Raw genomic sequence first — 22,934 nt, 5'->3', positions numbered from 1 at the left:
TTCTCCGGGGTGCGGGCGCGCCAGGCGGTGCGGCGTCGCCGCATCCACCGTGCTGCCTCCCATCCGGACTAGCGACTCTCGTCGCATCACCGTCGGTTCCGGAATTCCACCGGATCAGCAGGACCTGGGTCCCGCTCGCGGACTGTCACCGCCGGTTCGGATTCCCACCGACCCCGGAGCACGTTTCTTGCTCTTGCAGTGTAATCAACCGCTCTTCGCGCGATTCATTCCCGCGTCATCTCTTGACTTCGGGGTCATTCGGTGAGGGCACGGGCGGTCGCCTCGTCGACGACGAGCTCGGTGACGAGACGGGCGGCGAGAGCGCCGCGCAGGCTGTCGCGCTTGTCGACGCCGGACACGATGCACACTCGGCTCGCGACGCGGCGGAGCACATCGAACCGGGGGCCGGTGGCCCGGTCGTTGAGCTCGATCCCGCGGGTCGATCCGTCGAGCCGATAGAAGACCGTCGCGACGTCGGCCACGACGCCCTCGCGATCGAGGGCGGCGAGCTCCTCGGGCTCGAGGTAGCCGCCGGAGTACACGTGGCTGGGTACGCGCGAGTCGGCGGCGCCCACGCTGAAGAGGACGAGGTCCATCGCCGCCTGGATGGCGAGGATGCGGGTGGTGCTGCGCTCCCGCCACATCGCGTGCTTCGTGCGCGGGTCGTCGAAGAACGCCGGCACGGGGAACTGCTGCGCGCTCCCGCCGTAGGCCTCGGCGAATCGGCTGAGGATGTCGCTCGCGTAGAGCAGGCCCGTCGTCCGGGTGTTCCCCGAACCGTTGAGCTGCACGAACGTCGTCCCGTGCACGGACTTCGGGACGAGGCGCCGGCTGACCGCCGCCGTCGTCGACCCCCAGGCGATCCCCACGGTGGTGTCCGCGACGATGAGGTCGCCGAGCAGGTGGGCAGCGGCCGTCGCGACGCGCTCGAGTCGCTCCACGTCGCTGGCGTCGTCGGGGACCGGCACCACGTGCGCCGTGATCCCGTAGCGGTCGGCGAGATCCTGCTCCAACAACTGAGGTGCGGCGAACGGGGAGCGGATGCGGATGTCCACGATGCCGGTCGCGCGGGCACGCGACAGCAGACGCGACACCGTCGACCGGGAGGTGCCGAGCTCGCGCGCGATGGCCTCCATCGTGCGGTCCTGGACGTAGTAAAGGTGCGCCGCCGTGAGGGCACGACGGACGTCGTCGGGATCGAGCGTCTCTTCCACGAGAGACAGTGTGCACGTATGTGCACAGCGACTGCAATCCCGTCCACGAATGTCATCATTGGTCCCATCAGCCACTGCGGTGGCGGTCTGAGGCGACCGGGTCGACACCCGGCAGAAGTGGGAGTGTGTGACGTGGACACCGGAATCCGATCGACGACGGCGGGACTGCGGGAGCGGCCCCACGCGGATGTGCTCATCATCGGCGGCGGCATCAACGGCGTGGCGACCTTCCGCGACCTGGCACTCCAGGGCATCGACGTCGCGCTGGTCGAGAAGAGCGATTTCCTCTCCGGCGCCTCGGCTGCGTCGAGCCACATGATCCACGGCGGCATCCGCTACCTCGAGAACGGCGAGCTCCGACTCGTCCACGAGGCCGTCACCGAGCGCAACGACCTGCTCACCACGGCCGCGCACTACGTTCGTCCGCTTCGCACGACCGTCCCGATCTTCTCGACTTTCTCGGGTCTGCTGTCCGCGCCGCTGCGTATGGTGCTGCACCGCAAGACGGCCTCGACCGAGCGCGGCGCCCTCCTCATCAAGGTCGGCCTCATCATCTACGACTCGTTCTCGCGCGGCGGCGGCAAGGTTCCCCGTCACACGTTCAACGGTCGTCGTCGGTCGCTCCGCGCCCTGCCCGACCTGAACCCCGACGTGAAGTACACCGCCACGTACTGGGACGCCTCGCTCCGCGACCCCGAGCGTCTCGGCCTCGATCTGGTCCGCGACGGCATCGCCGTCGGCGGCAGCCGCGCCCGCGCCGCCAACTACGTCTCGGCAGCCGGGGTCCAGGACGGGAAGGTCGTCCTCCGCGACGAGGAGACGGGCGAGGAGTTCCCCTTCGCAGCATCCGTCGTCCTCAACGCGGCCGGCCCCTGGACCGACCTCGCCAACCGCGCGCTCGGCGATGCCACGCGCTACATGGGCGGCACGAAGGGCTCGCACATCGTGCTCGACCACCCCGAGCTCATGCAGGCCACCGGTGGCCGTGAGCTGTTCTTCGAGCACTCCGACGGTCGCATCGTTCTCATCTACCCGCTCAACGGCCGCGTCCTCGTCGGCACGAGCGACCTCGAGCACGACATGTCCGAGCCGGCCGTCTGCACCGAGGAGGAGGTCGACTACTTCCTCGACCTCATCGGTCACGTCTTCCCGACGATCCCCGTCGACCGCTCGCAGATCGTGCACCGGTACTCGGGCGTGCGTCCGCTGCCCGGGCACGGCGACATGGCGGCGGGCTTCGTCTCGCGTGATTACCGCGTCGAAGAGGCGATTCTCCCGGGATCCGACCGCGTGCCGGTGCTCAGCCTCGTCGGCGGCAAGTGGACCACCTTCCGCGCCGTCGCCGCCCGCCTGAGCGACGAGCTGATGACCCGGATCGGCCGCGAGCGCGTCCGCTCCACGAAGGGTCTGCCGATCGGCGGCGCCGTCGGCTTCCCCCGCACCGACGCCGACCGCGACGAGTGGGTCCACCAGCACCTCGCCGACTTCGGACTCGAGCGCGGGACGCGTCTGCTGCACCGCTACGGCACGCACGCCCTGGCCGTCGCCACCTCGATCCGTCAGGACGACGAGGACGCACCCCTCGCATCGCTTCCCCGGTTCTCGTCCGGTGAGTTCCGGCACATCGCCCGCACCGAGTCGATCGTCCACCTCGACGACATCCTGCTCCGCCGCACCAACATCGGGTTCCGCGGTGAGGCGACGCACGAGGTCGTCGAAGAGGTGGCCGACGCGATCGCTGATGTGATGGGCTGGGATGCCGCAGCACGGCGCTCCGAGATCGACCGGGCGCTCGCCGCGGTGCACGCCGCCGATCCCGTCGCTGTCTGACGCCCGGCATCCCGTCGCCATCGGCGCCGAGCACTCGAAGAGGAGACGAGACGTGGCTGAACACGTGATCGCCATCGACCAGGGGACCACCTCGACACGCGCGATCGTGTTCGACGGGGAGGGGGCGCTCGTCGCCACCGCCCAACGGGAGCACGAGCAGATCTTCCCGCGGGCCGGGCGGGTCGAGCACGACCCGGTGGAGATCTGGACGAACACGGAATGGGTGCTCGCCCGCGTCCTCAACCAGGTGGGGCTGGCGCCGTCCGACGTCGCCGCCATCGGCGTGACCAATCAGCGCGAGACCGCGATCGTCTGGGATCGCCGCACCGGCCGGCCGATCCACAACGCCATCGTCTGGCAGGACACCCGCACCCAGCCCGCGATCGACCGGCTGATCGACGCGCACGGCGTCGACGCGTTCGCCGATGTGACCGGGCTGCCGCTCGCGTCGTACTTCTCGGCATCGAAGATCGCGTGGATCCTCGACAACGTCGACGGCGCCCGCGACGCGGCGCGGAACGGCGACCTGATGTTCGGCACCCCCGACACGTGGATCGTCTGGAACCTCACGGGCGGCAGCGACGGCGGCATCCACATCACCGACGTCACCAACGCCAGCCGCACGCTCCTGATGGATCTGAAGACGCTCGACTGGTCTGACGAGATGCTCGACGCCTGGGACATCCCGCGCGAGATGCTGCCCGAGATTCGCTCCTCCTCCGAGGTGTACGGCGAGGTCGTGCAGCCCCGTGTGGCCCGGGGGATCCGGATCGCCGGCATCCTCGGAGATCAGCAGGCGGCGACCTTCGGGCAGGCCGCCTTCGACGCCGGCCAGTCCAAGAACACCTACGGCACCGGCAACTTCTTGCTCGTCGGCACCGGGACCGAGCTCGTCCGGTCCGAGGCGGGGCTCATCACGACGGTCGCCTACCGCCTGGGCGACGAGCCCGCGCACTACGCGCTCGAGGGCTCGATCGCCGTCACCGGATCGCTCGTGCAGTGGCTGCGCGACAACCTCGGGATCATCTCCGACTCGGGCGAGGTCGAGCGTCTCGCCCGGAGTGTCGAGGACAATGGCGGAGCGTATTTCGTGCCCGCCTTCTCGGGCTTGTTCGCCCCGTACTGGCGACCCGACGCGCGCGGCGCCCTCGTCGGCCTCACCCGCTACGTCACCAAGGCCCACATCGCCCGCGCCGCCCTCGAGGCGACCGCGTTCCAGACTCGCGACGTGATCACGGCCGTCGTCTCCGACACGGGCCGCGACCTCGAGGAGCTCCGCGTCGACGGTGGGATGACCCGCAACGACACGCTCATGCAGTTCCAGGCGGACATCCTCGGCATCCCCGTGATCCGTCCGAAGGTGGTCGAGACGACCGCGCTCGGCGCCGCATACGCGGCCGGGCTCGCCGTCGGCGTCTGGACGGACAAGGACGCGCTCCGCGGGTACTGGCAGGAGGACCGCCGGTTCGAGCCGCAGATGGACCCCGACGAGCGCGACCGCCGCTGCCGCCTCTGGGAGAAGGCCGTCTCGAAGTCGATGGACTGGGTCGACGACGACGCCCGGGTCCTCGCCGGGACCGTCTGACCTACTTCAGGAGCCTCGACAGGCGGCGATCCGCGAGGATCTTGCCGCCCGTCTGACACGTCGGGCAGTACTCCAGGCTGTTGTCGGCGAAGAACACCGACCGCACCTCGTCGCCGCACACCGGGCACGCCTCACCGCGACGACCGTGGACGGCCATGCCGCGACGTTTGGCGTCCTTGAGGTCGGCCGGAGGCTTGCCGGATGCCGCGGCCACCGCTTCGGCCAGCGTCTGCCGCAACGCGGCATAGAGCCTGTCGATCTCGGCATCCGTCAGTCCCGCCGCGAGAGCGTACGGCGACATCTTCGCGGCGTGGAGGATCTCGTCGGAGTACGCGTTGCCGATCCCCGCGACGATCGACTGGTCCCGGAGGACGCCCTTGATCTGGGTGCGACGACCCTCGAGCAGCCCGGCGAGCGTGTCCCGTGTGAAGGACTCGTCGAGCGGGTCCGGGCCGAGGCGTGCGATGCCGGGGACGTCAGCGGGGGAGCGGGCGGCGTAGTAGGCGAGGGACTTCTTCGTGCCGGCCTCGGTCAGGTCGAAGCCGGAGCCGTCGTCGAAGCCCACCCGCAGGGCGATCGGGGTCTTGCCCGGGCGGATCACCGTCGCCGGCAGCTGGTCGTACCAGCGGAGCCAGCCCGCCTTTGCGAGGTGGAAGACGAGGTGGGCACCGGCATCCGTCTGCAGGTCGACGAACTTGCCGTGGCGCTCCGCACCGGTCACGGTCGCGCCGGTGATGGCGTCGATCGGCGGGTCGTACGTCTTCAGGGCGGCGATGTTCGCGACCGACACCTTCGTGACGGTCAATCCCGTCGCGCGCTCGCGGAGGAAGTCGACCAGTCCCTGCACCTCGGGCATCTCAGGCATGGGGTCATCCTGCCAGTCGGGTGCGGGTGCGGGGGCGGTCAGGGGGTTGTCAGAGGATCGGCCAGGACTGCGGCGAGCGGTCGTCCGTTCGCAGGAGTGCCGCGATCCAGCCGTCGTGGCGGCCGCGCGGGTCGCTGAGCCCCTGGCGGAGAAGCCCTTCGTACCGGAAGCCGAGCTTCTGGGCGACTCTCGCCGACGCGTGGTTGCCGACCACGGCGCGCCACTGGATCCGGGCGAGCGCGACAGGCTCCGCGAACCCGAACTCCACGACGGCGGACGCCGCTTCGGTGAGGTAGCCGTGGCCACGGGCCGCGACATCCATCCAGAACCCGATCTCGGCAGAACCCCGCTTCTCGACGCGGTGCAGGCCGATCATGCCGATCCAGCGGCCCCCGCGGCGGACGCCCCAGGTGAGCTCGCTCTCGTCCTCCCACCACCCGGCGGCCTTGTCGACGAACGCCTCGGCGTGCGCGCGGTCGTACGGCGACGGCAGTGTCGTCCACCGCGGTACCTCGGGATCCTGCGCCGCCGCCGTGATCGCATCGATGTCGGCCGCCGTCGGGACGGACAGCTCGAGCCGATCAGTCCGCAGGGTCACCGGTTCCATGCCCCGACCCTAACGGCGGCCGCGTGTGCCGAGTGCAGGTTCAGGTACGTCTCGGACGCTCCACCCCCACGAATCCGACGATTCTCCCTGCAGTCGGCACGAGGATTCCTCCCCGAGGCCACCTCGGAGCCTGTCCGCCACATCTCTCGCGGAGCCGCCCTGCACATCGGCGCCATCGGCGAGCGTCGTCCCATGACCTCGACACGTGATCGGCGCGTCTTCGCCGACAGAGCCGCCTCCCTCCTTTCCATCCGCTCCAGAACCGCCCGTGAGCTCCGGTCTTCCGGGATGTCGAAACGGGCGATCGCGCAGGCCGCAGCGGATGATGCGATCGTGGCGGTCCGTCGAGGCCGATACCTCGCCTCGGACGTCCCGGCCGATGTCGTCCGGGCAGCCCGCGTCGGCGGCCGGCTCACCTGCGTGAGCGCTCTTCGCCTCCTGGGGGTCTTCATCCTCACCTCGGAGGAGCTTCACGTGCACATCCCTCCGCATGCGGCTCGACTCCGCGTGCCGTCGGAAGGAGCCTCGCGTCATTGGTCGCCACCGATCGGGGAGCGACCCTCCGGGGCGGGCATCTCGCACCCGTGGGACCTGCTCGCCCACGCGATCGTCTGCCAGTCGCCCGCGGCGGCTGTCGCGAGCCTCGACAGCGCACTGCACTGGGGCCTCATCCTGCCGTCGGAGCTCGACCTCGTCTTCGCCGCTGTGCCCCGGAAGTATCGCGTGATCCGGAAGATGCTCGACGGACGGGCCGAGTCCGGGCCGGAGTCGTTGATGCGACTCATCCTGCGCCGCCTCGGATTGAAGGTGGAGGTGCAGGTGAGGATCGACGGAGTCGGGAGGGTCGATCTTCTCGTCGACGGGTGGCTCGTCATCGAGTGCGACAGCGATGCTCACCATTCCGGTCCGCTCGCCCACAGGGTCGACCGTCGTCGTGATCTTACGCTCGCCGCACTCGGCTACACGACGCTCCGACCGATGGCGGCCGACATCATGTGGCATCCGGATCGGGTGGTTGCAGCGGTGAGAGGGCTGTTGCGCGCGCGACGACGCTGACACTGCGCCGAGTGCAGGCTCAGCGGTGCCGATGCGGGCCGAATCGTCCCGAACGGGCGTCTGAACCTGCATCCGGCACGCGACCGGCCGCTTCCAGCCGGCGGCGGGATCAGCCCTCGGGGTGCTGCTGGATCAGACGGCCATCGCGGCGAGGTTGGCCAGCGGGGCCATCGCGCCGGTCACGGGCGCGTCGAACACCATCGATTGGACGCCCGCCTCAGCGTAGGAGGCGACCCAGCCCGCGGCATCCGGCATCGGAACCGCGAGGAGCCGATCGGTCTCTTCGGGCGGGATGCCGAAACCCGCCGCCGCCTCGGTGGCACGCTCGGGCGTCGAGAAGGCGAAGATCGCCGGGCCCTGCTCCGTCGTGGCGGCGAACGGGGTGGGCTGCTCGTCGGTTCCGCGCGCGATGAAGATCCACCGCTCGAGGGCGAACACCGCGCGCCATAGGCGCTCCTGCGCGGCGCGGTCGTCGGGGGCTGCCATCGACGCCGCGGCGGCCGCATCGATCGCGGCGACCGCCTCGGGAGCGGGCTGAAGTCCGGGTCGATCAGGCACGACGCAGCAGCCCCAGCTTGTCGTACACGTCGCCCAGGGTGCGGTCGGCGACCTCGTCGGCGCGGGCGGCGTTCGCCGACAGCACCCGGTCGAGCTCGGCGGGGTCGTCGAGCAGCTCGAGAGCGCGTTCGCGCACGGGGCCGAACTCCGACACGATGACCTCGGCGAGTCCCTTCTTGAAGTCGCCGTATCCGCGACCCGCGTACTCGTCCTCGATCGCGGAGATCTCGCGGCCGGTGAGGGCGGCGTAGATCACGAGCAGGTTAGAGACGCCGGGCTTCGCCTCCCGGTCGTACCGGACGACCCCCTCGGAGTCGGTGACGGCCCGCATGACCTTCTTCGCCGACTTCGCCGGATCGTCCAGGAGCCAGAGCACTCCGGCATCCGACTCGGCGGACTTCGACATCTTCGACGTCGGGTTCTGGAGGTCGTAGATGCGCGCCGTCTCCTTCTGGATGACGGGCTTCGGCACGCGGAATGCCTCGCCGTAGCGACCGTTGAAGCGCTCGGCGAGGTCGCGAGTCAGCTCGACGTGCTGCTTCTGGTCGTCCCCGACCGGCACGATGTCGGTCTGGTAGAGCAGGATGTCGGCGGCCATGAGGACGGGATAGGTGAAGAGGCCGACGTTGGTGGCGTCGGTGCCGTAGCGCGCGGACTTGTCCTTGAACTGCGTCATGCGACCGGCCTCACCGAAACCGGTGATCGTGGACAGCACCCAGGCGAGCTCGGCGTGCGCACGGACGTGCGACTGCACGTACAGCGTCGACTTCGCCGGCTCGATGCCGGCGGCGATGTACTGCGCAGCCGTGCGGCGGGTCTTCTCGCGGAGCTCCGCCGGGTCGTTCGGCTGGGTCAGCGCGTGCAGATCGACGACCGAGAAGAACGCGTCGTAGGACTCCTGCAGGTCTCGCCACTGCATGAGCGCCCCGATGTAGTTGCCGATCTGGAGGGAGTCGGCGGAGGGCTGCATTCCGGAGTAGAGGCGGGGTTTGCTCACCCTACGATCCTAGGCGCGAACGGATGCCGCGCCCCCGCGCCCGAGCCTCAGCTGCCGAGCGTGTAGTCCGCCACGACGGGCGCGTGGTCGCTCCACCGCGTGTCCCAGGACGGTGCCCGGACGACCCGGTAGTCCGTCGCGCGCGTCGCGAGCTCCGGAGTCGCGAGGTGGTAGTCGATCCGCCAGCCGGTGTCGTTGTCGAACGCCTTTCCGCGGTTCGACCACCACGTGTACGGCCCGTCGACCTCGCCGGCGAAGCTGCGCCCGATATCGACCCAGCCGAGTCCGGTGCCGTTCTCGCCGTCGACGGTGGCGACGGTCTCGCCCGCGGCGCCGGTGAATCGGTCGAAATACGCGCGCTCACGGGGGAGGAAGCCGGCCTTCTTAACGTTCCCCCTCCAGTTGCGGATGTCGAACTCGCGATGCCCGACGTTGAGGTCGCCCGTGATGAGGGCGAGGTCGCCGAGGTGCGGCATCCGCTCCTCCATCGCGTCGAGGAAGGCGTACTTCGCGACCTGCTTCTCGGTGCCGGCTTCGCCGGTGAAGACGTAGGCGCTGACGACGGTGAGCAGTTCGCCGTCGACCTCGATGTCGGCTTCGACCCACCGGCCCTTCGAGTCGAGCGTGTCCTCGCCGAGGTCGACCCGCCAGACATCGAGCGGCTCGCGCGCCGCGATCGCGACACCTGCGCGCCCCTTGGCGAGGGCTTCGTCGTTGACCAGATGCCATCCGGGAAGGGCGGCGGCGAGATCGGATGCCTCGGCCCGCACCTCCTGGAGGGTCAGGACGTCGACGCCGGCGGTCTCGAGCCAGGCGTGCATGCCCTTCCGGGCGGCGGCGCGGATGCCGTTGACGTTGACGGAGGCGATGCGGAGTGTTCGTGGCACGCGTTCCAGCGTATCGAGGGCGACGGACACGCCTCACCGACGCGTGCGGTCGAGGAGCTCCTCGGCGTGCCGGAGGTCTCGCCGTGCGCCCGGCTTCTGCCACCACGAGGCGTCCGCGACCGCCTGCCGCGCCTCGCGGACGCCGGCTTCAGCCACGACCCGGAGCGCGCGCCGCTCCTGCTCGCGGCGCTGCTGCGCCGTCACCTCCACCAGCGGGATGTCGGCGTCCTCGGCGGCCACGGAGATCCAGGATGCCGCGACGAGGATGACGATCCCGGCCAGGCGAAGCCACAGCAGGAGGCCGATGACGACGGAGAAGGTGGCCAGGAGCGGGTTGGTCGGGGAGTAGACCGCGAGGAATCCGGCGCCGAGCTGCAGCAGGGCGAGAGCGCTGCCGCCCGCGGCGGCCCCGGGGATGATGGCGCGCCAGGGAAGCGTGGTCCCCGTCAGGAAGCGGATGAGGCCGGTCAGGGCGGCGGTGTTCAGGATGATGCTGACGAGCACCGAGGCGATCCGGCTCGTCACGTCGACGAGGGCCGACTCGTACGGCACCTCGGCCCACGCGAGGACGCGGGCGACGACACCGCCGGCGACCAGGCCCGAGGCGGCGCCGAGGACCAGGGCGAGTCCGAACAGCACGGCGGCGAGGAGGTCGCCGAGCTTCAGGAGCACGAAGCTGCGCGCGTCGAAGGGCAGGCCGAAGATGTCGCGCACGGCGCGACGGGTGAAGGTGACGAACCCGATCGCGGTCCAGATCGCGACGGCCACGGCGATCGCACCGGTGACGGCCAGCAGGCTGCTGCTGTCGCGGGCGATCTGGGCGACGTCGGCGGGTTCCACCGTGCTGCCGGCGGCGATGAATCCCGGCAGGTAGGAGTTCACGACGGCGATGAGTCCGTCGATCGCGGCCTGCGAGCCGCCGAGCCACAGCCCGACCGCGGCGAAGGCCGTGTAGAGCGTCGCGAAGATCGCGAACAGGGACTGGTAGCTGATGGATGCCGCGAGCAGGAACCCGTTCCGCCGGAGGAACCGGCGCCACACCCGGACGGGGAACGAGCCGATCGTCCGCTGCGTGAGCTCGGTGGCCCGCTCGATCGGCTGATCGAGGCGCTCGCGCAGACGAGACGCCTCCCACCGCTCGCGCAGGGGAGGCGTCGTGTCGTCCGAGGTCACGCCTCGAGGCTATCCGGCTGGATCAGCCGCGGAGGACCGCCTGCTTGACCTCGGCGATGGCCTTCGTGATCTCGATGCCGCGGGGGCAGGCCTCGGTGCAGTTGAAGGTGGTGCGGCAGCGCCACACGCCTTCCTTGTCGTTGAGGATGTCGAGGCGCACGTCGCCCGCGTCATCGCGCGAGTCGAAGATGAAGCGGTGCGCGTTGACGATGGCGGCGGGGCCGAAGTACTGGCCGTCGGTCCAGAACACGGGGCAGGACGACGTGCACGCGGCGCAGAGGATGCACTTCGTGGTGTCGTCGTAGACGGCGCGGTCCTTGATGGACTGGATGCGCTCCTTGCCGGGCTCCGGTGCGCTGTTGGCCTGCAGGAAGGGCTGCACGTCGCGGAAGGACTCGAAGAACGGGTCCATGTCGACGATGAGGTCCTTCTCCAGCGGCAGGCCCTTGATCGCCTCGACGTAGATCGGCTTCGAGATGTCGAGGTCTTTGATCAGCGTCTTGCAGGCGAGGCGGTTGCGGCCGTTGATGCGCATGGCGTCCGAGCCGCAGATGCCGTGGGCGCATGAGCGGCGGAAGCTCAGCGTGCCGTCGACGTCCCACTTGATGCGGTGCAGCGCGTCGAGCACGCGGTCCGTCGGGTACATCTCCACGTCGTAGTCGACCCAGCGCGGCTCAGCGTCCACCTCGGGGTCGAAGCGTCGGATGATGAAGGTGACCAGATACGACTGGATGCCGGAGTCGTTCGTCTCCTGCGTCTGCGCAGGGGCGCCGCTGTCGACGATCGTCATCAGTACTTCCTCTCCATCGGCGGGTAGTTGTACTCGCCCTGCTCGTTCTTGGTGAACACGACCGGCTTCCAATCCAGGCGGATGTGGTCCTCGGGGTTCGCGGAGTGCGGGTCGCCCGTGAGGTAGGCCATCGTGTGCTGCATGTACTTGTCGTCGTTGCGGTCGGGGTAGTCCTCGCGCATGTGGCCGCCGCGGCTCTCCTTGCGGTTGCGTGCGGCGTAGGCGACGATCTCGGCGATGTCGAGGAGGAAGCCCAGCTCGACGGCCTCGAGGAGGTCGGTGTTGTAGCGCTTGCCCTTGTCGTCGACGTGGACGTTCTTGTACCGCTCGCGCAGGTCGTTGATCGTCCCCATGACGTTGGTCAGGGTCTCCTCTGTGCGGAAGACCTGGGCGTTGGCGTCCATCTCCTCCTGCAGCTTCTTGCGGAGGGTGGAGATGCGCTCGGTCCCGGCGTTGCTGCGCAGGCCCTCGATCAGCTCGCGGACCTCCTTCGCGGGGTCCTCGGGGAGCGGCATGAACTCGGCCGTCTGGACGTACTCGACGGCGTTCTGGCCCGAGCGCTTGCCGAACACGTTGATGTCGAGCAGCGAGTTCGTGCCGAGGCGGTTGGCGCCGTGCACCGACACGCACGCGCACTCGCCCGCGGCGTAGAGGCCGGGGACGATGGTGTCGTTGTCGGCGAGGACCTCGCCCTTGATGTTGGTCGGGATGCCGCCCATCGCGTAGTGCGCGGTCGGCATGACCGGCACCGGCTCGACGACCGGGTCGACGCCCAGGTAGGTGCGGGCGAACTCGGTGATGTCGGGGAGCTTGGTCTCGAGGACCTCGGCACCCAGGTGGGTGCAGTCGAGGTAGACGTAGTCCTTGTTCGGACCGGCGCCGCGGCCCTCGAGGACCTCTTTGACCATGCAGCGCGCGACGATGTCGCGGGGGGCCAGGTCCTTGATGGTGGGGGCGTACCGCTCCATGAACCGCTCGCCCGAGGCGTTGCGGAGGATCGCGCCTTCACCGCGGGCACCCTCGGTGAGGAGGATGCCGAGGCCCGCCAGGCCTGTCGGGTGGAACTGGAAGAACTCGATGTCCTCGAGCGGCAGGCCCTTGCGCCAGACGATGCCGACGCCGTCACCCGTGAGGGTGTGCGCGTTCGAGGTCGTCTTGAAGATCTTGCCGAAGCCGCCGGTCGCGAAGATCACGGCCTTGGAGTGGAAGACGTGCAGGTCACCGGTGGCGAGCTCGTAGGCGACGACGCCGGCGATGCCGGTGCGACCCAGGGCATCCTTCACCGTGATGAGGTCGAGCGCGTAGAACTCGTTGAAGAAGTTGATGCCGAGCTTGACGCAGTTCTGGAACAGCGTCTGGAGGATCATGTGGCCGGTCCGGTCGGCGGCGTAGCACGCGCGACGGACGGGGTTCTTTCCGTGCTCTGCGGTGTGCCCGCCGAAACGGCGCTGGTCGATCTTGCCGTCGGGCGTGCGGTTGAAGGGCAGGCCCATGTTCTCGAGGTCGATGACCGCGTCGATGGCTTCCTTCGCGAGGATCTCGGCCGCGTCCTGGTCGACGAGGTAGTCGCCGCCTTTGACGGTGTCGAAGGTGTGCCACTCCCAGGAGTCCTCTTCGACGTTGGCGAGCGCCGCCGCCATGCCGCCCTGTGCCGCACCGGTGTGGCTGCGGGTGGGGTAGAGCTTGGTGATGACAGCGGTCTTCGCGCCGGGACCGGCTTCGATCGCGGCGCGCATGCCGGCGCCGCCGGCGCCGACGATGACGACATCGAACTGGTGGTAGTGGACGCCGTCCTTGACGACGGAGTCCGCGGTCTGAGTGCTCACGTGACGAATGCCTCTGTTCTCTGCGTTTGCGTGCCGGGCGAGCCGGCTCAGCCCTGTGCCTTGCAGACCTCGGCCAGAACGCTGCCGTCGAGGTTGGGGATGCAGGGGTCGAAGGTGAAGACGACGAGGGTGCCGAGGAGGATCATGAAGCCGGCCACCACCCACAGGCTGGTGACGAGGACCCGGCGGACCTTCGCGTTGGTGACGTAGTCGTTGACGATCGTGCGCATGCCGTTCGTGCCGTGGATGAACGCCAGCCACAGCATGAGGACGTCCCACCACTGCCAGAACGGTGTGGCGAACTTGCCTGCGACGAAGGCGAAGTCCAGGCCCGAGATGCCCTCATCGAGCATGAGGTTCACGAAGAGGTGGCCGAAGATGAGGACGAGCAAGAGCACGCCCGAGACGCGCATGAAGACCCAACCCCACTTCTCGAGGTTGGGGCCCTTCTTGCGGACGGCGGCCTTGCCCTGCGGGGTGCGCGGAGCGGCGAGGGTGTCGGCGGTCATCAGTGCTCGCCTCCCAAGTGCGAGAAGACGTTCGGAAGGTGGCGCGCCGCGAAGCCGACGAGGGTGACGGCCCAGACGGCCAGCACACCCCACCACAGCTGACGCTGGTGGCGTGTGGCCCACGGCCAGAGGTCCACCGCGATGATGCGGAGGCCGTTGAAGGCGTGGTAGACGATGGCGCCGACCAGGGCGACTTCGCCGATGCCCATGATCGGGTTCTTGTACGTGCCGATGACCGCGTTGTACGCATCGGGCGAGACCCGGATGAGCGCCGTGTCGAGGACGTGCACGAGCAGGAAGAAGAAGATGGCGATGCCGGTGATGCGGTGAAGGACCCACGACCACATGCCCTCGTTACCGCGGTACAGCGTGCCGCGCGGGGTCTTGGACGTGGTCTCAGCGATCGACGGCGTGACGCGTGCTGGTGCAGACACGGTCGTCCTCCCTTGAGTGAGATGGATCGCGCGCGTGCGGCGAGATCGCGGCATCCCGGGGAATGTCGCCCATCGTCGCAAGCGGGCGCACCGACCATCCTAAGCGGCGTCGAAGGAGGCGGGCGAGGAAGGCGAGCCTTAGATCGCACGGTGCTCGGGGCGACAGGGCCGACTGCGACCGTCATCGGAGCGGAATGAGGGCGTCACGGTCGGCCGGTAGGGTTCGGGGCATGGTCGAACACATCGAGGATTTCTATGCCGTCATCCCCGCCGGCGGTGTCGGATCGCGCCTCTGGCCGCTCTCCCGCGCCGATGCGCCGAAGTTCCTCCACGACTTGACGGGTTCCGGCCACTCGCTGCTTCGCGACACCTGGAACCGACTCGAGCCGCTGACGGGGCCCGATCGGATCGCCGTGGTCACCGGCCGCGCACACCGGGCGGCCGTCGAGGGGCAGCTTCCCGGCATCCCGGACAAGAACGTCATCCTCGAATCGGAGCCGCGCGACTCGGCCGCCGCGATCGGTCTCGCCGCGGCGATCCTGCACCGTCGGCATCCGGATGTCGTCATCGGTTCCTTCGCGGCGGACCACGTCATCCGCGGCTCGCGCGTCTTCGAGTTCGCGGTGCGCGACGCGGTCGCGGTGGCCCGCGAGGGATACATCTGCACGATCGGCATCGCACCGTCGGAGCCCGCGATCGGGTTCGGCTACATCAAGCGCGGCGGCGAGCTGATCGTCGAGGGCGCGCGGGATGCCTCCCTCGTGGAGCGGTTCGTCGAGAAGCCCGACCTCGAGACGGCCAAGTCCTACGTCGCGGATCGCTCCTATCTCTGGAACGCGGGCATGTTCATCTCGCGGGCGGACGTGCTGCTCGCCGAGATCGAAGCCAACAACCCGACCCTGCATGCGGGGCTCATGGAGCTCGCCGAGGCATGGGACGACCGGGACCGCCGGGGTCCTGCCGTCGACCGCATCTGGCCGACCCTCGAGAAGATCGCCATCGACTACGTCGTCGCCGAGCCCGCCGCGGAGAAGGGCAAGCTCGCCGTCGTGCCCGGGCACTTCGACTGGGACGACGTCGGAGACTTCGCGAGCCTCGCCAAGCTCAACTCCGCCGGTCGCAGCGACCTCGCGATCCTCGGTCAGAACGCCCGCGTGCTCTCCGATGCGGCGAGCGGGATCGTGGTCTCGCAGACCAGCCGGGTGATCAGCATCATCGGCGTGCGCGACATCGTCGTGGTCGACACCGACGACGCGCTGCTCGTCACGACGGCGGAACATGCACAGCGCGTGAAGAGCGTGGTCGACGCCTTGAAGGTGACCGGCCGCGGCGACGTCCTCTGACCGCCCTCGGGTGGGTTTCTTGGGCAGGATGCCGCTCCTGTGACAGGTTCATTGCGGCTTTGTAACCATTCGGCCTCACGCGCTCATCAGGGTGCCCGGTCGTCGTCACAGTAGGTAACTTCGGTTGCGCACACCCGCGAAGTCCGCGGGTTCTCTTCCGTGGAGGCACTCTTGACCATCTCGAACCCGAAGAAGCTCGCCGGCATCGCCGGTGCCGCGCTTCTCATCGCCGCGCTGGCCGGTTGCGGTACCGCCCCCGAGGCCAACCCGTCGTCGTCCGCCGGCGCCGGTGCCGGCGACGTCGTCGACGGCTTCAAGCCCTGCCTGATCTCCGACGCCGGTGGCTGGAACGACAAGTCGTTCAACGAGTCGGCCAAGAACGGCATGGACAAGGCCGCCGACGAGCTCGGCGTGGACCCCATCGAGTTCGAGTCGACCAACGACAACGACTACGAGCCCAACATGACGACGGCGATCTCCGAGGGCTGCACCCTCATCGTCTCGGTCGGGTTCAAGCTCGCCGCCGCGACGGTCGAGGCGGCCAAGGCCAACCCCAACCTGCAGTTCGCGATCATCGACGACTACGCGGACACCGACCAGGACGGCAAGACCGACGCCCCCAACATCAAGCCCCTCGTGTTCAACACGGCCGAGGCCGCGTACCTCGGCGGCTACGCCGCCGCGGCGTGGTCCGCGGAGGCCGGCGTCAACAAGGTCGGCACCTTCGGCGGCATCCAGATCCCGTCCGTCGCGGTCTTCATGGACGGCTACGCGCTCGGCGTCGAGAAGTACAACGAGGACAAGGGTGCGGACGTCCAGCTCTTCGGCTGGGACGTCGCGGGCCAGAAGGGCGCCTTCACCGGCGGCTTCGACGCCAACGACACCGCGAAGCAGACGGCGCAGTCCGTCCTCGACCAGGGCGTCGACGTCATCCTCCCCGTCGGCGGCCCCATCTACAAGAGCGCCGCGGCCGCCATCACCGACAGCGGTGACGACACCCTCATGCTCGGCGTCGACACCGACCTCGCCGTCGCCGACACGAGCGTGACCGACGTCACGCTGGTCTCGATCATGAAGGCCATCGACGTGGCCGTCTACGACACCACGGTCGCCGCCTCCACCGGTGAGTTCGACGCCGCGCCGTACATCGGCACGCTGGAGAACGAGGGCGTCAAGCTCTCGAGCTTCCACGACTTCGAGTCGAAGCTGCCCGCCGGTCTGACCGACGAGCTCGCCGCCCTCCAGAAGGCGATCGTCGCGGGCGACATCACGGTGGAGTCGAAGAACTCGCCGTGATCTGAACGACACACACTCGGGGCGGGCGGCGTGCAGCTGCCCGCCCCGAGTGCCGTTCACTCCACATTCGTTGGCGGGTGCTTCCTGACACCCGCCGGATAGGGTTCTCGTATGAAGCTCGAGCTCCGCGGAATCACCAAGAGATTCGGCAGCCTCGTCGCCAACGATCACATCGACCTCGTGGTCGAGCCGGGGGAGATCCACGCGCTCCTCGGTGAGAACGGCGCCGGCAAATCCACACTCATGAACGTCCTGTACGGCCTCTACCGCGCAGATGAAGGCCAGATCCTCCTGGACGACGTCGTCCAGAACTTCCGGGGTCCCGGCGACGCGATGGCCGCCGGGATCGGCATGGTGCATCAGCACTTCATGCTCATCCCCGTCTTCACCGTCGCCGAGAACGTCATGCTCGGGCACGAGAAGACGAAGGGTCTCGGACGGCTCGACCTGGCTCAGGCCCGCGACCACGTCCGCGCCGTCGCGGACCGCTTCGGTTTCCAGATCGACCCCGACGCCCTCGTCGGCGACCTCCCCGTCGGTGTCCAGCAGCGGGTCGAGATCATCAAGGCGCTCTCGCGCGATGCGAAGGTCCTCGTCTTCGACGAGCCGACCGCCGTCCTCACGCCGCAGGAGACCGATGAGCTCATGGGCATCATGCGCCAGCTGCGCGACGAAGGCACCTCCATCGTCTTCATCACCCACAAGCTCCGCGAAGTCCGCGAGGTCGCGGACCGCATCACGGTCGTTCGCCTCGGCAAGATCGTCGGCACGGCGTCGCCCACGGCGACGAACGCCGAGCTGGCCTCTCTGATGGTCGGTCGCGCGGTCGAGCTCACCGTGCAGAAGGAGCCTGCGAGCGTCCGCGAGGGCGGCCTCGAGGTGCGCGACCTCCGCGTCCTCACTCCCGGAGGCAGCATCGTCGTCGACGACGTCTCGTTCGACGTCCGCCCGGGAGAGATCCTGGCCGTCGCCGGCGTGCAGGGCAACGGTCAGACCGAACTGGTCGAGGCGATCGTCGGCCTCGCAGCCCGCACCGAGGGCTCGATCCGCCTCGACGGCACCGAACTGGTGGGCAAGAGCGTCCGCAGCATCCTCGATGCCGGGGTCGGTTTCGTTCCCGAAGACCGCAAGGAGGACGGCCTGGTCGGCGGCTTCTCCGTCGCCGAGAACCTGATCCTCGACCGGTCGACCGACCCGGCGTTCTCGCGCGGAGGTACCATCCGTCGCGCTGAGCTCGACGCGTTCGCCCGCGCCCGCATCGAGGAGTACGACATCCGCACGCGCGGACCGGAGACCCCCGCAGGCACCCTCTCGGGCGGCAACCAGCAGAAGGTCGTCATCGCTCGCGAGATGAGCCGCGACCTCAAGCTGTTCGTCGCCGCGCAGCCCACGCGCGGCGTCGACGTCGGTTCCATCGAATTCATCCACAAGCGCATCGTCGAGACCCGCGATGCCGGCATCCCCGTCATCGTCGTCTCGACCGAACTCGACGAGGTCACCGCCCTCGCCGACCGCATCGCGGTCATGTACCGAGGCCGCGTCGTCGGCATCGTTCCCGGGGACACACCCCGCGACACCCTCGGCCTGATGATGGCCGGCGCAACCGACCCGGAGGTGGCTGCATGAGCGGCACCACGCCCGGCGCCGCCGACGCGGCGCACCCCGCCACCCAGTTGCCGACGGCCAGCGGTCCGCTGACGGGGGAGAAGGAGCCGAAGGAGACGTCCCGGACGGACGTCTTCTTCCGCGAGCTCATGCGCGGCAGCGCGGTGACCACGATCCTCGCCGTCGTCCTGGCGCTGATCGTCGGCGGCATCCTCATCGCCGTGACGAACGAGGACGTCGAGGAGGCCAGCGGATACTTCTTCGCGCGCCCCACCGACACCATCGTCGCCGCATGGAACGCCATCTACAACGGCTATGAAGCCTTGTTCCGCGGCGCCGTCTTCAACCCGCGCGTCACCGACTTCGCCGCGCAGATCCGGCCGTTGACGAACTCGCTCGGATTCGCAGCCCCCCTGATCGCCGCGGGCCTCGGCGTCGCGCTCGCGTTCCGCGTGGGCCTGTTCAACATCGGTGCGCGCGGCCAGATGCTCGTCGGTGCGCTCTTCGCCGGGTTCTTCGCCTTCAACCTGGATCTGCCCCTGCTGGTCCACCTGCCGATCACGTTGCTCGCCGGCATCCTCGGCGGAGCGATCTGGGGCGGGCTCGTCGGCCTGCTGAAAGCACGCACCGGCGCGCACGAGGTGATCCTCACGATCATGCTCAACTACGTCGCGTACTACCTGCTGCTGTGGATGCTGCGCACCCCGGGCCTGCTGCAGGCGGAGGGGACCAACCAGCCGCAGTCGCAGCCGACTCCCGCGAGCGCGCAGTTCCCGGACCTCCTCGGTCCGATGTTCCCGCAGCTGGACTGGGGTTTTGTCATCGTCGTCATCGCGACCCTGTTCGTCTGGTGGCTCATCGAGCGCTCCAGCCTGGGCCTGCGCATGCGCGCCGTGGGTGAGAACCCTCACGCCGCACGCGCGGGTGGCATCAACGTCGAGCGCATCTACGTCTACGCCATGGTCTTCGCCGGCGGCCTCGCAGGCCTCGCGGCGATGAACCAGATCCAGGGCAACGTGACGACCGGCTTCGCCGCGACCATCGACGCCGGTATCGGCTTCGATGCGATCACCGTCGCACTCCTCGGGCGCAGCCGCGCGTGGGGGACCTTCGCCGCCGGCATCCTGTTCGGCGCCCTCAAGGCGGGGTCGTTCTCGATGCAGGCGCAGGGCATCCCGGTCGACATCGTGCTCGTCGTCCAGTCGCTCGTCGTCCTCTTCATCGCGGCGCCGCCGCTGCTGCGCGCCGTGTTCTTCCTGCCCAAGACCGAGATCGAGAAGGCGGACAAGGCGCGAGCCAAGGCCGCGAAGAAGGCGGTGTCGGCATGAGCGCTCCTGCTCCCGCACTCGAATCCGACGGCACGATCCAGCTGGACGTCGTCAAAGAACGGCACATCAAGGTGCCCCTCGTATTCGGTGTCGTCGTCGTCCTCATGGCACTGCTGTTCCTGCTGGTGCCGCGCGGCGTCACCACGACGTTCCGACTCGGCGACGCGACGTCCTCCATCGCGGTCCCCGACCTCGCCGTTCCCACGGGCGCGACGAGCTGGGTGATGGTCGTCATCCTGGTGGCGCTCGCAGCCCTCGCCGGGTGGAACGCCTGGAACTACCGCCGGACGCCCCTCTGGCTGACCACGGCCTTCGCCGTGATCGCCGTCGTGGCATTCATCGTGTGGGCGGCCGCCGGGGGGATCTTCCCCGTCACGAGCCTGCTGTTCGGTGCCGTCTCGCTGTCGGTCCCGCTCGTGTTCGGCGCTTTGGGCGGTGTCATCGGCGAACGCGTCGGTGTCGTCAACGTCGCCATCGAGGGGCAGCTGCTCCTCGGCGCGTTCTCGGCGGCCCTCCTGTCGAGCATCACCGGGAACCCCTTCGTCGGCCTGTTCGGCGCGATGATCGGTGGCGTCCTCGTCTCGTTCGTCCTGGCGGCGTTCGCGATCAAGTACCTCGTCGACCAGGTGATCGTCGGTGTCGTCCTCAACGTCCTGGTCACGGGCCTGACCGGCTTCCTGTACGGGGCGCTGCTCGTCCCGAACGAGGACACGCTCAACCAGCCCGAGCGCTTCGGTCGCATCGAGATCCCGCTGCTGAGCGAGATCCCGATCATCGGTCCGGTCCTGTTCAACCAGACCTTCATCGTGTACCTCATGTACATCACCGTCGCCGTCGTCTCGTGGGGTCTGTACCGCACGCGCTGGGGCCTGCGCCTCAGGGCCGTCGGCGAGCACCCGCAGGCCGCCGACACCGTGGGCATCAAGGTCAACATGACGCGGTTCTGGAACGTCTCGCTCGCCGGTGCGATCGCCGGCATCGGCGGCGCGTACTTCACGCTCGTCTCGGTGCCGCAGTTCGGCAAGGAGATGACCGCAGGACTCGGCTTCATCGCTCTCGCGGCCGTCATCTTCGGACGCTGGGACCCGATCCGCGCGACACTCGCGGCGCTCCTGTTCGGCTTCGCGACGAACCTGCAGAACCAGCTCACCGTGCTGGACACCCCCATCCCCAGCGAATTCATGCTCATGCTGCCGTACGTCGTGACGATTCTCGCGGTCGCCGGTTTCGCCGGCCAGATCCGCGGGCCCGCGGCAGCGGGCAAGCCCTACATCAAGGGCTGACACGGGATGCCGCGACCCGCGGCATCCGCTCATCTACAGAGGAAGAAGTCGTGACCGACATCGATTGGGACGAGCTGCGTTCGGCAGCCGTCGAGGCCATGGAGAAGGCGTACGCGCCGTACTCCCGTTACCGAGTGGGCGCCGCGGCGCTCGTGAGCGACGGGCGGATCGTGACCGGCTGCAATGTCGAGAACGCGTCCTACGGCGTCGGCCTGTGCGCCGAATGCGGGCTGGTCGGGAATCTCCACATGACCGGCGGCGGCGAGCTCGTCGCCTTCGTCTGCGTCAACAACGACGGCGAGACGATCATGCCGTGCGGACGCTGCCGGCAGCTGCTCAACGAGTTCGCGATCCCCGGGATGCTGCTCGAGACCGTCTCGGGCATCCGCACCATCGACGAGGTCCTGCCCGACGCGTTCGGGCCCCGCGACCTGGAGGCGGCCCGATGAGCGCGGTCGAGGCGTTCGACGCCGTCGACGTCATCCGCACCAAGCGCGACGGGGGAGCCGTCCCCGAGGACGCGCTCCGCTGGATGATCGACGCCTACACGCGGGAGTACGTCGCCGACTCGCAGATGGCCGCGTTCGCGATGGCCGTGCTCCTGAACGGCATGAGCCGCGACGAGATCCGCGTCATGACCGACGCGATGATCGCGTCGGGGGAGCGGATGAGCTTCGCCGGCCTCGGCAAGCCGACCGTCGACAAGCACTCCACCGGCGGCGTGGGCGACAAGATCACGCTGCCGCTCGCGCCCCTCGTCGCCGCGTTCGGTGTCGCCGTGCCGCAGCTCTCGGGCCGCGGCCTGGGCCACACCGGGGGCACGCTCGACAAGCTCGAGGCCATCCCCGGGTGGCGCGCAGCCCTCAGCAACGACGAGATGGTGGCGCAGATGCGCGACGTCGGCGCCGTCATCTGCGCTGCGGGGTCGGGCCTCGCCCCGGCCGACAAGCGGCTCTACGCGCTCCGCGACGTCACGGGCACGGTCGAGGCGATCCCGCTCATCGCGTCGAGCATCATGTCGAAGAAGATCGCCGAGGGAACCGACTCGCTCGTCCTCGACGTGAAGTTCGGTTCCGGCGCCTTCATGCAGGACGTCGACAAGGCCCGCGAACTCGCCCGCACGATGGTCGCCCTCGGCACGGACTCGGGCGTCGCGACCACGGCGCTGCTGACCGACATGAACACGCCCCTCGGTCTCGCCATCGGCAACGCCAACGAGGTTCGCGAGTCCGTCGAGGTGCTCGCCGGCGGCGGCCCCGCCGACGTCGTCGAGCTCACCGTCGCCCTCGCGCGCGAGATGCTCGCTCTCGCCGGCCAGCCCGACGCCGACGTGGAGGCCGCCCTGAAGGACGGCCGCGCCATGGACTCGTGGCGCCGGATGATCCGCGCGCAGGACGGCGACCCGGATGCCGCGATGCCGGCGCCCCGCGAGACCCACACCGTCACCGCGACGGAGTCCGGCGTCGTCACGCGGCTCGAAGCCCTCCCGTTCGGGATCGCGGCCTGGCGCCTCGGCGCCGGACGCGCCCGCGCGCAGGACCCCGTCATCCACGCCGCCGGCATCGACCTGCACGTGCAGCCGGGCGACACGGTCACCGCCGGACAGCCGCTGTTCACCCTGCTCGCCGACGATGACAAGCGCTTCGGGCGCGCCGCCGAGGCGCTCGAGGGTGCCTGGGAGATCGGTGCGGAAGCCCCGGCATCCACCCCGCTCGTCCTCGAGCGCATCACCGCCTGAAACCCTCACG

At 69.1% G+C, this 22,934-nt stretch carries 21 protein-coding genes and 1 riboswitch; of the genes, 10 read left to right on the top strand and 11 right to left on the bottom strand.

The features are described 5' to 3' along the window. Positions 1 to 45: 45 nt before the first annotated feature. Positions 46 to 186: riboswitch (FMN riboswitch) on the bottom strand. Positions 187 to 254: 68 nt separating this feature from the next. Continuing rightward, the gene (locus tag BLP38_RS08715; RefSeq protein ID WP_091356101.1) at positions 255 to 1,214 is read right to left on the bottom strand and encodes a sugar-binding transcriptional regulator; all 960 of its coding nucleotides are present in this window, start codon (positions 1,212 to 1,214) and stop codon (positions 255 to 257) included. Between the two features lie 132 nt (positions 1,215 to 1,346). Here BLP38_RS08715 and BLP38_RS08710 point away from each other — a divergent pair, with 132 nt between their 5' ends. After that, a complete protein-coding gene (locus BLP38_RS08710; RefSeq protein ID WP_091356097.1) occupies positions 1,347 to 3,044 on the top strand; it encodes a glycerol-3-phosphate dehydrogenase/oxidase in 1,698 nt (565 codons plus the stop codon). Between the two features lie 52 nt (positions 3,045 to 3,096). Further along, complete coding sequence (gene glpK / locus BLP38_RS08705) at positions 3,097 to 4,629, top strand: glycerol kinase GlpK (protein WP_172824686.1); 1,533 nt, start codon at positions 3,097 to 3,099, stop codon at positions 4,627 to 4,629. A 1-nt stretch (position 4,630) separates the two neighbouring features. Here glpK and BLP38_RS08700 read toward each other — a convergent pair whose 3' ends face one another. Together BLP38_RS08700 and BLP38_RS08695 are read right to left on the bottom strand one after the other, a co-directional pair. Further along, complete coding sequence (locus BLP38_RS08700) at positions 4,631 to 5,494, bottom strand: Fpg/Nei family DNA glycosylase (protein ID WP_091356090.1); 864 nt, start codon at positions 5,492 to 5,494, stop codon at positions 4,631 to 4,633. Between the two features lie 49 nt (positions 5,495 to 5,543). Next, positions 5,544 to 6,101 carry a GNAT family N-acetyltransferase gene (locus tag BLP38_RS08695; protein ID WP_091356088.1) on the bottom strand — a complete coding sequence of 186 codons (558 nt, stop codon included), beginning with the start codon at positions 6,099 to 6,101 and terminating at the stop codon, positions 5,544 to 5,546. Positions 6,102 to 6,434: 333 nt separating this feature from the next. Between BLP38_RS08695 and BLP38_RS08690 the strand changes: the two genes are divergently transcribed. Beyond that, a complete protein-coding gene (locus BLP38_RS08690; protein ID WP_231916466.1) occupies positions 6,435 to 7,157 on the top strand; it encodes an endonuclease domain-containing protein in 723 nt (240 codons plus the stop codon). Between the two features lie 132 nt (positions 7,158 to 7,289). On the opposite strand, the gene BLP38_RS08685 is transcribed toward BLP38_RS08690, so the two are convergent. The 8 genes from BLP38_RS08685 to sdhC are packed head-to-tail and all read right to left on the bottom strand — an operon-like array spanning position 7,290 to position 14,331. Next, positions 7,290 to 7,715 (bottom strand): hypothetical protein, encoded by a 426-nt coding sequence (locus BLP38_RS08685; protein WP_231916465.1) that lies wholly within the window; start codon positions 7,713 to 7,715, stop codon positions 7,290 to 7,292. After that, positions 7,708 to 8,712 carry a tryptophan--tRNA ligase gene (gene trpS, locus BLP38_RS08680; protein ID WP_091356082.1) on the bottom strand — a complete coding sequence of 335 codons (1,005 nt, stop codon included), beginning with the start codon at positions 8,710 to 8,712 and terminating at the stop codon, positions 7,708 to 7,710. Before trpS ends, BLP38_RS08685 begins: the two co-directional genes overlap by 8 nt. A 47-nt stretch (positions 8,713 to 8,759) precedes the next feature. Beyond that, on the bottom strand, positions 8,760 to 9,599 hold the full coding sequence (locus tag BLP38_RS08675; protein WP_172824685.1) for an exodeoxyribonuclease III: 840 nt from the start codon (positions 9,597 to 9,599) through the stop codon (positions 8,760 to 8,762). Between the two features lie 33 nt (positions 9,600 to 9,632). Further along, positions 9,633 to 10,772, bottom strand: coding sequence for a YihY/virulence factor BrkB family protein (locus BLP38_RS08670; RefSeq protein WP_091356075.1), 1,140 nt, complete (start codon positions 10,770 to 10,772; stop codon positions 9,633 to 9,635). 22 nt (positions 10,773 to 10,794) lie between these two features. Beyond that, the gene (locus tag BLP38_RS08665; RefSeq protein ID WP_091356072.1) at positions 10,795 to 11,562 is read right to left on the bottom strand and encodes a succinate dehydrogenase iron-sulfur subunit; all 768 of its coding nucleotides are present in this window, start codon (positions 11,560 to 11,562) and stop codon (positions 10,795 to 10,797) included. Beyond that, positions 11,562 to 13,388, bottom strand: a complete 1,827-nt coding sequence (sdhA, locus tag BLP38_RS08660) for a succinate dehydrogenase flavoprotein subunit (protein ID WP_091356068.1) — start codon at positions 13,386 to 13,388, stop codon at positions 11,562 to 11,564. Before sdhA ends, BLP38_RS08665 begins: the two co-directional genes overlap by 1 nt. Before the next feature lie 47 nt (positions 13,389 to 13,435). After that, positions 13,436 to 13,897: a succinate dehydrogenase hydrophobic membrane anchor subunit gene (locus BLP38_RS08655; protein WP_091356064.1), complete on the bottom strand. Its 462-nt coding sequence runs from the start codon at positions 13,895 to 13,897 to the stop codon at positions 13,436 to 13,438. Next, positions 13,897 to 14,331 carry a succinate dehydrogenase, cytochrome b556 subunit gene (gene sdhC / locus BLP38_RS08650; protein ID WP_091356060.1) on the bottom strand — a complete coding sequence of 145 codons (435 nt, stop codon included), beginning with the start codon at positions 14,329 to 14,331 and terminating at the stop codon, positions 13,897 to 13,899. The genes BLP38_RS08655 and sdhC overlap by 1 nt, the downstream gene beginning before the upstream one ends. A 230-nt stretch (positions 14,332 to 14,561) precedes the next feature. On the opposite strand from sdhC, the gene BLP38_RS08645 reads away from it, so the two are divergent. The 7 genes from BLP38_RS08645 to BLP38_RS08615 all read left to right on the top strand — a co-directional run bounded on the left by BLP38_RS08645 (position 14,562) and on the right by BLP38_RS08615 (position 22,924). Further along, positions 14,562 to 15,674, top strand: a complete 1,113-nt coding sequence (locus BLP38_RS08645; RefSeq protein ID WP_091356056.1) for a mannose-1-phosphate guanylyltransferase — start codon at positions 14,562 to 14,564, stop codon at positions 15,672 to 15,674. Positions 15,675 to 15,845: 171 nt separating this feature from the next. Beyond that, complete coding sequence (locus BLP38_RS08640; protein ID WP_091356052.1) at positions 15,846 to 16,970, top strand: BMP family lipoprotein; 1,125 nt, start codon at positions 15,846 to 15,848, stop codon at positions 16,968 to 16,970. A gap of 111 nt (positions 16,971 to 17,081) precedes the next feature. Continuing rightward, positions 17,082 to 18,596 (top strand): ABC transporter ATP-binding protein, encoded by a 1,515-nt coding sequence (locus BLP38_RS08635; protein ID WP_091356050.1) that lies wholly within the window; start codon positions 17,082 to 17,084, stop codon positions 18,594 to 18,596. Beyond that, a complete protein-coding gene (locus BLP38_RS08630) occupies positions 18,593 to 19,903 on the top strand; it encodes an ABC transporter permease (RefSeq protein ID WP_091356046.1) in 1,311 nt (436 codons plus the stop codon). Before BLP38_RS08635 ends, BLP38_RS08630 begins: the two co-directional genes overlap by 4 nt. Then, positions 19,900 to 21,186 carry an ABC transporter permease gene (locus BLP38_RS08625; RefSeq protein WP_091356042.1) on the top strand — a complete coding sequence of 429 codons (1,287 nt, stop codon included), beginning with the start codon at positions 19,900 to 19,902 and terminating at the stop codon, positions 21,184 to 21,186. The genes BLP38_RS08630 and BLP38_RS08625 overlap by 4 nt, the downstream gene beginning before the upstream one ends. 50 nt (positions 21,187 to 21,236) lie before the next feature. Next, positions 21,237 to 21,635, top strand: a complete 399-nt coding sequence (locus tag BLP38_RS08620) for a cytidine deaminase (RefSeq protein ID WP_018188778.1) — start codon at positions 21,237 to 21,239, stop codon at positions 21,633 to 21,635. Next, the gene (locus tag BLP38_RS08615; protein ID WP_091356039.1) at positions 21,632 to 22,924 is read left to right on the top strand and encodes a thymidine phosphorylase; all 1,293 of its coding nucleotides are present in this window, start codon (positions 21,632 to 21,634) and stop codon (positions 22,922 to 22,924) included. The genes BLP38_RS08620 and BLP38_RS08615 overlap by 4 nt, the downstream gene beginning before the upstream one ends. Positions 22,925 to 22,934: the final 10 nt, after the last annotated feature.

Origin of the sequence: Microbacterium sp. LKL04 (assembly GCF_900102005.1) — a bacterium.
In the GTDB taxonomy this organism is placed as follows: Bacteria; Actinomycetota; Actinomycetes; order Actinomycetales; family Microbacteriaceae; genus Microbacterium.
The sequence above is the reverse complement of the archived record's forward strand: the minus strand, read 5'-3'. Positions and strand labels throughout refer to the sequence as shown.

What these genes read in the sequence shown, in the direction of transcription:
- BLP38_RS08615 (WP_091356039.1), top strand. Translation starts at nt 21,632, where the DNA reads ATGAGCGCGGTCGAGGCGTTCGACGCCGTCGACGTCATCCGCACCAAG.
- BLP38_RS08665 (WP_091356072.1), bottom strand. Translation starts at nt 11,562, where the DNA reads ATGACGATCGTCGACAGCGGCGCCCCTGCGCAGACGCAGGAGACGAAC.
- BLP38_RS08655 (WP_091356064.1), bottom strand. Translation starts at nt 13,897, where the DNA reads ATGACCGCCGACACCCTCGCCGCTCCGCGCACCCCGCAGGGCAAGGCC.
- BLP38_RS08700 (WP_091356090.1), bottom strand. Translation starts at nt 5,494, where the DNA reads ATGCCTGAGATGCCCGAGGTGCAGGGACTGGTCGACTTCCTCCGCGAG.
- BLP38_RS08695 (WP_091356088.1), bottom strand. Translation starts at nt 6,101, where the DNA reads ATGGAACCGGTGACCCTGCGGACTGATCGGCTCGAGCTGTCCGTCCCG.
- BLP38_RS08630 (WP_091356046.1), top strand. Translation starts at nt 18,593, where the DNA reads ATGAGCGGCACCACGCCCGGCGCCGCCGACGCGGCGCACCCCGCCACC.
- BLP38_RS08635 (WP_091356050.1), top strand. Translation starts at nt 17,082, where the DNA reads ATGAAGCTCGAGCTCCGCGGAATCACCAAGAGATTCGGCAGCCTCGTC.
- BLP38_RS08645 (WP_091356056.1), top strand. Translation starts at nt 14,562, where the DNA reads ATGGTCGAACACATCGAGGATTTCTATGCCGTCATCCCCGCCGGCGGT.
- BLP38_RS08625 (WP_091356042.1), top strand. Translation starts at nt 19,900, where the DNA reads ATGAGCGCTCCTGCTCCCGCACTCGAATCCGACGGCACGATCCAGCTG.